The organism is Patulibacter sp. NPDC049589 (genome assembly GCF_040675535.1).
Lineage (GTDB): Bacteria > Actinomycetota > Thermoleophilia > Solirubrobacterales > Solirubrobacteraceae > Patulibacter.
This window is the reverse complement of the sequence record NZ_JBFAPC010000191.1, coordinates 1-9553: the sequence shown is the minus strand read 5'-3', so window position 1 is coordinate 9553 and position 9553 is coordinate 1. Positions and strand designations below refer to the sequence as shown.

9 protein-coding genes are annotated in these 9553 nt (G+C 71.7%); 2 read left to right on the top strand and 7 right to left on the bottom strand.

What is annotated here, in order from left to right; translation table 11 throughout:
• The coding region (locus AB0L40_RS24130; RefSeq protein ID WP_364360727.1) for a hypothetical protein at positions 1-520 on the bottom strand (520 nt) is incomplete at its 3' end.
• A 592-nt stretch (positions 521-1112) separates the two neighbouring features.
• Between AB0L40_RS24130 and AB0L40_RS24125 the strand changes: the two genes are divergently transcribed.
• The gene (locus AB0L40_RS24125; RefSeq protein ID WP_364360725.1) at positions 1113-1310 is read left to right on the top strand and encodes a hypothetical protein; all 198 of its coding nucleotides are present in this window, start codon (positions 1113-1115) and stop codon (positions 1308-1310) included.
• Between the two features lie 195 nt (positions 1311-1505).
• Here the strand turns inward: AB0L40_RS24125 and AB0L40_RS24120 are convergent, their stop codons facing one another.
• The 3 genes from AB0L40_RS24120 to AB0L40_RS24110 form a co-directional block, all read right to left on the bottom strand.
• Entirely contained in the window at positions 1506-1883 is a 378-nt protein-coding gene (locus AB0L40_RS24120; RefSeq protein ID WP_364360723.1) for a hypothetical protein, read from the bottom strand.
• Positions 1884-2091: 208 nt separating this feature from the next.
• A complete protein-coding gene (locus AB0L40_RS24115) occupies positions 2092-2634 on the bottom strand; it encodes a Uma2 family endonuclease (RefSeq protein ID WP_364360721.1) in 543 nt (180 codons plus the stop codon).
• Between the two features lie 245 nt (positions 2635-2879).
• A complete protein-coding gene (locus AB0L40_RS24110; RefSeq protein WP_364360719.1) occupies positions 2880-3374 on the bottom strand; it encodes a PASTA domain-containing protein in 495 nt (164 codons plus the stop codon).
• A gap of 362 nt (positions 3375-3736) precedes the next feature.
• Between AB0L40_RS24110 and AB0L40_RS24105 the strand changes: the two genes are divergently transcribed.
• Entirely contained in the window at positions 3737-5845 is a 2109-nt protein-coding gene (locus AB0L40_RS24105; RefSeq protein WP_364360717.1) for an ADP-ribosylglycohydrolase family protein, read from the top strand.
• A gap of 166 nt (positions 5846-6011) precedes the next feature.
• Here the strand turns inward: AB0L40_RS24105 and AB0L40_RS24100 are convergent, their stop codons facing one another.
• The 3 genes from AB0L40_RS24100 to AB0L40_RS24090 all read right to left on the bottom strand — a co-directional run.
• Positions 6012-7298 carry a hypothetical protein gene (locus AB0L40_RS24100; protein WP_364360715.1) on the bottom strand — a complete coding sequence of 429 codons (1287 nt, stop codon included), beginning with the start codon at positions 7296-7298 and terminating at the stop codon, positions 6012-6014.
• Between the two features lie 192 nt (positions 7299-7490).
• Positions 7491-8435 carry an HNH endonuclease gene (locus tag AB0L40_RS24095; RefSeq protein WP_364360713.1) on the bottom strand — a complete coding sequence of 315 codons (945 nt, stop codon included), beginning with the start codon at positions 8433-8435 and terminating at the stop codon, positions 7491-7493.
• A 457-nt stretch (positions 8436-8892) separates the two neighbouring features.
• A partial coding sequence (locus AB0L40_RS24090; RefSeq protein WP_364360711.1) for a DUF2399 domain-containing protein occupies positions 8893-9553 on the bottom strand: 661 nt, incomplete at its 5' end.

Genomic DNA, 9553 nt, shown 5'->3' with positions numbered 1-9553 from the left:
AGTCGTAGTGCATCCGCCCGTCGCGCCCGGTGAAGACGTAGAGCTCCGTCTCGTAGATCCGTCCGCTGCCGACGACCTTCGCCTCGAACACCTCGTCGTCGGCCCGCCACGACAGCGACAGGACGCGGCCACCCGACGCGTAGCGCCGCCCTCGGTCGTACGCCCGCGCCCCGACCTCCTCCTCGACCACGTCGAGCGCCAGGTCGAAGTCGAAGGCGGTGGGCGTCACCGGGTGAGGGTAGGGGCGCAGGCGGACGCATCGCGCTGGCGGGTCGACCCCGACGTCCCGGAGCGTGTCGAGGATGCGGTCGAGCTGTTCGCCCTCGCCGGGGATCCAATGGCCCTCCGCCTCCGCCGCGACGACATCGATCCACTTCGAGGGCGGGAGCGTCGAGTACCGCGACCGAAACGCGTCCCCCGGACCGGCGCCGGTGGCGTGGACCATGAGGCCGTCGTAGGCGAGGGCGTTGACGAAGCCGAACATGGGCTCGTCGCACCGGCGGTGGACGGTGAGCGGCATCCCGACCCATATACGACGGGTGCCCTCGCCGTCGGGCAACCACGTGCCCAGTGGCGTCGAACGATCGGCGAGCCGCTGGGCGGAGAGACTGCTCGGGGCCCAGCGGGGGCCGACGTCGTCGACACGACCGGCACGACGAAGAACAGCGCCTGCCACGCGGCCAGCGCCTTGGACTCCGCGAGGTCGTACGGCGCTGCACCGGTCAGGACGTCCATCGCGCCGAAGAGGCTTCCCCGCATCTGCTTCGGTTCGTGACCGACGAAGGCCCGGTGCAGCTCGAGCGCGGCGAGGAACAGCTCGCTGCGCGCGTGGTTCCACTCCGCGTCGGTCCACGGAGCCGCCTTCTCGCGACGATCTCGCGCGCCCGGGGTCGCCCACTCCGCATCCGGCAGCCGCTCGCCGAGGTCCTGGCGGTCAGTCTCGTTCCGGACGTCGACCTGGGTGCGTCCCCGCTCCAGGTCGCCGCGGGCGCGGCGCCGAGCGACGTCACGACCTCGAGCACACCGGGGCGGAACCGGCGGCGCTCGACGCGGCGGTCCGCCCGCCGCTCGCGCTCGCGCTCGGCGTCGATGACGGCCTCCCGCGCCTCGTCGTGGGCGTTCCGTGCCGACCGTTCCTGCCGGCCGGCGGCTGCGAGCGCCTCGTTCGCATCCACCAGCTCGCGGAGGAGGACGGCACGGCGCTCCTGATCGTCGAAGGCACGCTGCCGGTGGGCGCGGATCGCTGCCTCGCGGTCGGCAGCGCGACGGAAGGTCGCTACGGCCTGATCCCATGGGACTTCCGGCACTGAGCCCTCGAGGTCCTTGAGGATCCAGTCCAGGCCGGCGTTCGCTCCCGTGCACGCCCGCACGGGCCCCAGGTCCGAGCGCACGTCGATGCGCGACGCGGTGGGGATCCGGCCTTCGGAACGCAGGTAGGTCGCGAGCGCGGCGCCGATGCCGCCGCGTCATTTGTCCATTTGGAGCCCGTCGACGCCGGCTGCGGCTCACGCCGCGGTGCGGCCGCCGGCCTCCTCGTCGCGAGCCGCGGCCCGCTCCGACGCCTCGTCCACTAGCAGCAGCTGGCCCGGGGACGCCCCGAGCGTCCGCCAGCTCGCGAAGACCCCGTCGATCGCCCGCCACAACGGCAGCCGTCGGTAGAGCCCGTCGTCGTACCAGTAGGCCCGCAGGACCTCGTCGAGCTGCAGGTAGCGCCTGGTCGCCCGGTGCTTGTAGCCGTGGACCGCCGTGCCGTCGCGCAGCCGCACCTCCTCCATCCACATGAACCACACGAGCAGCTCCGGGCCGACCGCCGCTTCAAGCGGCTCCCAGTTCGGCGCCTCGTAGTTCGTGAGCTCGCCCCGCTGCGCTCTGCCCCGTGCCATACGGGCATCGTCCGCGAGATCGCAATCGCTGAACCAGGGGTCATCTCGCGCGAGACGACCCCGACGGTGTGCCTGAACTCCGCGGCAGGATGGCTGTCTCGTGCGGGAGCACGACATCCAGGGTCGGGAGAGCGGTGTTCCGCAGCCCCACGCTCGACGCGACGCTCGAACGCCTGGGGCGGGGCGCCGCGGGCGTCGAGCCGGGCGCTCAGTCGAGCAGCGCCGCGACCGGCAGCTCGAAGCCGGGAAGCAGCGCGGACGTGAGCGTCCCTCCGACGCCGACGCGTCGTTCCCCGTCCGGCCGGACGATCCGCACGCCGAGCGGGACCGGGGACACCAGCCAGACCTCCCGCGCACCCGCCGCCAGATAGCGTGCGAGCTTCGTTCCGGCGTCGTACCGCGCGGTCGACGGCGACGCGACCTCGATCACGAGGTCCCCGGCGGGCCAGGGCCGCGCTGCCAGATCGGGGAGCTCCCGCTCGGCCGCGAACCACTGCAGGTCCGGCCCCACGATCGTGTCGGGACCGATCTCCGTATCGATCGACAGCAGCACCCGTCCGCGACCGGTGGCAACACGGCACCACGCGCGCAGCTCCGCATGGAGCGCGCCGACCGCCACCTGGTGCAGCGGCAGCGGATCGTTCATCGTGACCAGCTCACCGTCGACGAGCTCGAAGCGGAACCCGGGCGAGGACTCCGGCAGTCGCAGGAACTGCTCGCGCGTGAATCGGGCGACGGGCGGGGCGGTCACGGTACGGGTCATCGTAGGAGTCGTCCTCGGCGCTGTCCATGGGCCGGCCAAGCGTCGCGGGCCCCGGTGCGCAGACTCCAGGCGAAATTCGCACCGGCTCCGTACCGGATCACCGCGCGGCCAGGAGGTCGTTCAGCATCCGGGTGGACCGCGGCTGAGGTCCGTCGCGGGGACCCGCGTCCCGCCGTTCGGTCCCCGCGCCGGCCGTTGCGGGCGCCGCACCCGCGTTTCGGGTCCGGCGCCCCCTACTCCCCGTGCTTCTTCGCGTACGTCGTGATCGTCGTGTCCAGCGACACGCACTCGCCGCCCGCCGGGTCCTGGCGCGTGACGACCCAGTTGCGGTCCCACAGCTGCGAGCGCCCCTGTCCCATGGTGTCCTCCTGATCCATGACGTAGAAGCCGGCCGCCCGCAGCGTGTCCTGCGAGAGCTGCAGGTCCTTCAGGCCGACGACGTCGGGGACCTCGGTGCAGTCCGAGGACGAGGACCTCGCCTTCGCCTTCCTCGGGGTGTCGGCGGTCGCGGTCGACTCCTCGTCCGCGGTGCCGGAGTCCGACGAGCTGCCGGACCCGGTCGAAGCGTCCCCGTCCACGGCGTCCGGCGCGGGCGCGTCCGCCTGCACGGTGACGCGCTCGCCGACGGTCGTCGCGGACGCGCCCTCGTCCTCGGTGCCGCAGCCCGTGGCGGACGCGGCGCCGAGGGACAGCGTGACCAGGGTGGTGATGAGAAGTGGTGCTCGCATGGGTGACGACCTTCGGTGGGAGGAGATGTGGTGCAGCCGGCCGCCGGACGACGGCCGCGCTGAAGGGGTCGTCCGCAGCGACCGCGATCTGACGCCGGGGACCTCATCCCGCCCGCCGGCGAGTCCGCCGGGGCGGCCGAGGCCGACGGCGTCGCCCAAAGCCGACGGAACCAGCTCTCCGCCTTCCCCCGCGCTCGGCTCCGCGTCGTCGGGCAACAGGCGGATCAGCTCTCCCATCGCCCACAGCACTCCGGATCGGTCGGGCGGTTGCGATCGGCGTGTGGGCGAGCCCGCGGCGAGGCTCCATCCGCACCCGTCGTCCGTTCGACGCGTCCGGTGCGGGGTGTCAGGATCACCACACCGTGGCCGACCTCTCCTCGATGACCACGCACCGACCCGCTCCGCCGTCCCGCGAGGACCGCTTCCGCGGCGCGCTCCTGGGTCTCGCCGTCGGCGACGCGCTCGGCACGACCGTCGAGTTCCGGCCCCGCGGGACGTTCCCGCCCGTCAGCGACATCGTCGGCGGGGGCCCGTTCGACCTGCCCGCGGGCGCCTGGACCGACGACACGTCGATGGCCCTCTGCCTCGCCGACAGCCTGCTCGCGCGTCGCGAGCACGACACCGCCGACGCGCTGCGCCGCTACGTCCGCTGGTACCGCGAGGGCGAGCGGTCGAGCACCGGCCGCTGCTTCGACATCGGCAACGCGACGCGCCAGGCCCTCGAGCTCTTCGAGCAGACCGGCGACGCCTCGGCGGGCACGAAGTTCCCGGACGCCGGCGGCAACGGCGTCCTCATGCGCCTGGCGCCGGTCGCGATGGCGCACGCGTACTCACGCGGGGCCGCCATCCACGCTGCGATCCGCGAGTCGAACGCCACCCACGGCCACCCCGGCGCCCGGGACGCGGCGAAGCTCTTCGCCGCGCTGCTGGTCGACGCGCTGCAGGGCGGCGACCGCGAGAGCGTCCTCGGCCCGGACGCGCGGTTCATGACCGCGAAGTATCTGGACGACGCCGTCGCCCGGGTCGCGGCAGGGTCGTTCCGCGCCGGCGACGGTGCGGAGGGCGCGAGCGGCCCGGGCGGGACCGCTGGGGCGGACGACGAGCACGACCGCAGCGCCGACGGCCGCGGTCGACCGGAGCCGCCGCCCGGCATCGCCGGCCGCGGCTTCGCGCCGCCGTCGCTCGAGGCCGCGCTGTGGGCCGTCTGGTCGACCCGGTCCTTCGAAGACGCGGTGCTCGCCGCGGTCAACCTGGGCGATGACGCCGACACCACCGGCGCGATCGCGGGCCAGCTGGCCGGGGCGCTCTACGGCGCCGACGCGATCCCCGCGCACTGGCGGGAGCGGGTGCTGCTCGGCGACGAGATCACCGGCCTGGCCGACGGCCTGCGCGAGCTGTCGGACGAGCTGGCCGCCGAGCACGCGAAGCTGCCGCGGCCGCCCGGCGGCCCGGACGCCGACCCGCAGCTGCCGAACGACGCGTTCTGGTTCGCCGAGAACGCGATCCTCGCCGGCCCCTACCCGGGAAAGCCGACCCGCGACGCCGCCGCGGCGACCCTCGACGCGCTGCTCGACCTGGGCGTCACGTGCTTCGTCGACCTGACCGAGGAGGGCGAGGGCCCGGGTCCGCGCGGCCTGCACCCCTACGGCGCGCTGCTGCGCGAACGCGCCGCGGCCCGCGGCGTCGACGCGTGGCACGTCCGCATGGCGATCCGCGACGTCTCGGTGCCGGAGCCGTGGCGGATGCGAGCGATCCTCGAGGTCATCGATGCCGCGAGCGCCGTCGGTCGGCGCGTCTACGTCCACTGCTGGGGCGGCGTCGGCCGGACCGGGACGGTCCTCGGCTGCCTGACCGTGCAGCGTGGATGGTCCGCCGACGAGGCCCTGAGTCGCCTCGCCCACGCGCGCCGCCACACCGCGCGGGCCCGCGCCGGCCGGGTCGCCCCAGAGACCGCCGAGCAGGTCGCGTTCGTCCACGGGTGGCGCCCGCCGTACGAGCCGCGGACCCCGGCGTCCGAGGGCGGTCCGGGCCTGATCGAGAACGACGACCTGCGCATCACCGACGTCCCCGCAACGTGGGACCGGTGGGACGAGATCGCGCGCTTCGCCCACACGTTCGACGGCTACGCCGTGCTCGGCCGCGCGCCCGAAGGCCAGCCGGACGACCCCGACGACGACCGCACGGTGGCCCGCGCCGGCGAGCAGGCGAACGCCGTCGAGTCCGAGTACCACCGCACCGGCCTCCTCCCCGACGACCTCGACCTGCTCCGCGGCACCCTGTTCTTCGGCTTCCGCGCGGACCGCTTCACCTGGGGCGACGACACCGAGCTGAGCGCCCCGGACGACGACGGCGTGACCTACGTCGTAGGCGCCCGCGACTTCGAGTCGACGCCGACGGCGCGGTTCCGGCGGGCGTTGGTGGCGAGGGTTGCGGGGGCGGTGCAGGGGCGGGGTGAGGCTGAGACCGTGTGAGACGGGACTCGCTGGGCGGGACGCATCGGGTCCGCCACGCCATCGGCGTACTCCACAGCCGGCGTGGGCGGTAGGCTTCGCGAAGTATCGGGACCAAAGACGGGGCCGTCCCGCAGCGATGCCCTACGGTTCCCTGCGGTCCTCCAGTCCGGCGTTCGCCCGCCGTCTACGCCGCCGCTGCCGGTAGCACGACGATGGATCCGTCCTTGTCCCGGGCGATGTCGATCGACACGTCCGTCGCGGTGCAGTCGGGAATGACCCCGTCTGCGAGGCGACGCACACGGTCCGATGACCGCATGAGCTGTTCGACCTGGTTGGTCGTGAACGCCGGGCGCCTGCTCTTCGGCCGAGTGAGTTCGAGGCTCGACAAGCGCACGAGCACGTCATCCACGGATGCTTCGAGCTCGACAACGCGCTGCTGATCCGCCTTCAGGGTGCGAGTGAAGCTCTCGAACGGGTTGCCCGGATCCCCTTGGGCGTGCTCCACCGCCTGCAGGATGATGACCCGTCGCTTCAACGCAACCGCAAGGTCCGCAAGCTCCAGGTGCGCCCTGAACGTCCCGCCCTCGTCGTCGGCGCCGGGGAAAGCGTCGGTGACGGCGTCGAGTTCAACGGGCTTGTCGAGGGGAAACCCGTCGAGCGCATCCTGCCAACGCTTCAGCCGACGTTCGGCGGCCGCAATCGACTTGCCAATGGCGTGGACAGCGGAATCCAGTCCGAGCGAGACCCCGAGTTTGCCCTGATCAAGGAGGAGCGCCGTCGCCTTATCGACCGCGTCACGGCAGCCCTCGAGCTCTGCCCGCTCGTTGTCAAGCGCATCGTCGTGGAGCTGTCCCAACATGCCCGTGATGCGTTCAATGGCCTTCCTACGCTGCTGGTCGGCGTAGGCGCTTGCGCCGACCGCCACGGCCATGAGGACGAGCGGCGCAGCGACGGTCAGCGCGGCACCACCGGCGACCGTCGCGCCCGCCGCCCCACCGGCCCCGCCCGCCGCGCCAACGGCCGCGGCATTCGCGGGGACGAACGACGCTTGAGCTGCGATACCGCGGGAGCCCATCAGCGCGCCGTGGATCCCGCCGGGCACCGCCTTCGATGCCATGGGTCGCACCAACTGCCCGGCGACCTTCGCGGGAATCACCATCCGGTACAGGGCTTCACCGGTACCAGCGACGTTTACCGTCGACGAGCGCGCGGTCTCGGCGACAAGCTGCGACAGGTGTTGTGCCAGGGGGCTCGCGGCGTCGAGCGGAATGCCCCGGCGACGATCGAGTGTGCCCGGGAGTGGGTGCACCTCCAGCGTCGCGATTGGTTGGTCGGCCATGTACGCCAGCGCGCCACGGAGCTCAGTCAGGCGCTCAGCGGTCATGGGACCGGCATCCGTAAGAACGGGCAGCGGGGCGTCGCGCGTTGCCAGCGTCCATACCGGCACAGTGGGAGTCGAGTTGTCAGTCATGGTCATCGTGCGTTCCGTGGCCGCCCGGCTCGATCACCGGTGCGTGGTGCTTTGGGCAAGTCGGTCCGTTGCCGCGGTCCCTCAAGTGCGGTGGCACATGGTCGACAACCGTTCGAAGCCCGTCGAGTCTCGGGGATCCGGTGACCGCTGCGTCGGCGCACCGGAGTCTCGAGCACGGCGGGGGGCATTCGGCTACGCCGAGGCCTTGAACTGCTCGTACCGCGCCTCGAGCCGCTCGGGGTCAGGCCGTTGAATCCGGCTGCGCGGCTGACGCATCGGCTCTCCGTGGAATCCCTGCAACCCGACGCGCAGCATCGGCCCGTCGATCTCGTGCAGCAGACGCGTCGCGATGTGAACGACGCCGGTCGGGTCGATCCCCATGACGTTGCGGTCATAGGCCAAATGATGGATGGCGCAAAGGGCGATGCCGTTGACCACCGTCGCCGCGCCGCGTGGATCGTGGTCCTCGATGATGTGCGCGGCCTGAACCAGCGACGCCTCGCGGAGCGCGCAGATCGCGCAGCTGCCGCTGTAGGCGCGCATGACCTCGAACCGAAAACGGTGTTGATGCAGGCGCACCCGGGCCTCGCGGGTCGCGTAGCGCCGAAGGTCCTCCCCCGACTGGAGCCCTGCCTCGGTGACGTCGGACATTGGCATGGCGGCTTGGAGCGCGACGACACGACGGTCGGGTTCGTCGGCCGTGATGAACATGGGGAAAACGGGCGTGTACTGCCCGGGCGCCACCCCGTGGAAGTAGAGGACCGGCACGCCGAGCTCGTGCGCGGCGCGGAGCGTACGGTTGTCGGCCTCGGCCCTCAGACGCGCCTGCGCGGTGTCGGTCTTCGCCGAGCGGTAGTGGTAAATGAAGCCGTTCGTTTCTTCGTCGAAACCGTCCTCGTACGGCCCGCGGCCACTCGCCTTCGGGGGCGCCGTCACGAGGCACAGGGCCGCTGGCCCCTGCATCTGTCGCGGCCGGAAGATCCCGCTGTAGAAGGAGCCGAGCGAGATCCGCTCGCCACGGAACTCGAAGCCCTTACGCAGCGCGTCCACGGGAATGATGTCGTCGTAACGACGGGAGAGCCCTCGGACGTGCTCGAACGCCGTCTGGCGGAGCTCGAGGTCACGCGGGTCGGGCACGGAGAGGAGCCTCTCAGGAGCTGGGCCGGATCTCTAGTGACGAGCGTGAGTCGTTGCGACCGGGGGTCTCTGAAGTCCGGCCGAGTCGCCGCTCGGAGACGACCTGCAGGAGCGTCAACGTGGTGGGCCCCAAGATGACTCGACGTCGTGATCGCCTGGTTTGCGGTTCGGACTTGCATGCGCCGCCGCCATTGTGATGGCAGGCCGGCGGGCGCTTGCGGCGACGAACGTCCTCCTTGGGATGTGACCGAGCGTGGCCGTAGGTTCGATGTCGATCGCACGCAAGTGATCGTCTCGGCGACGTGAGCAGCCGCACTCACGCGATGATCACCGGCCGGCGAGATCGCCGATGCGCCCCCGGCAGTCGGATAGAGCGGGGCGCGTCGACCCTCAGCCCACGGACCCGTCGACGACCCGCTCGCGGCCAGACCCGTGAGGAGTTGGATCGGCGCGCTCGTCAGAAAATGTCGAGCACCGCGTCGAGCCAGGTATGCAGGGACTCCTGCTCGCCCTTTCGGTCGTGCGCAGCGATCGCTTCACGCAGCGGCTCCAGGGCGCCAGCGTGGCCAGCGAGGCGTTCGAGCCATCGCCTATCCCAATCGGCGAGCCGGAGCGGGGCAGCCGCCAGGAGCGCCTCAGGTGTCATCAGACGAGCATCTAGCCGAACATCGGCTCGTTCGGCCAGATTGACGGCGATCTTGATGCCGGCAGGATCGGGGTCGAACGCCGCAAGCACCGAAAGCCCAGGGGCTAGGGAGACCACACGGTTTAGAAGCCGGGCTTCGGCCGGCGGCGGTCCGCCCGGAACCTGGAGGAGGATCCAACCTGCTTGCGTGTGCCGGAGTAGATGCTCGAACGTCTCATGGTTCTCAACACAGATGACCCCGCGTGCGTGCTCAAGCACTCGCAGGGATACCTCGTCCACCGAATCAGCCCAGAGCGCCGCCTGCGGATGTTCGAGCGGTCCTTTGATGCGCAGCTGGCGAGGACGGTCGGGGAAAAGCTCGGCGAACGGCCGACCCTTGGGCGTGGTCACTTGCAGTGGCCCCACCGTGGACGCTTCAACTGGCTCCACCTGGCGGTCTCTGGATTGACTCTGGGGATGATGCCGCAGGGCG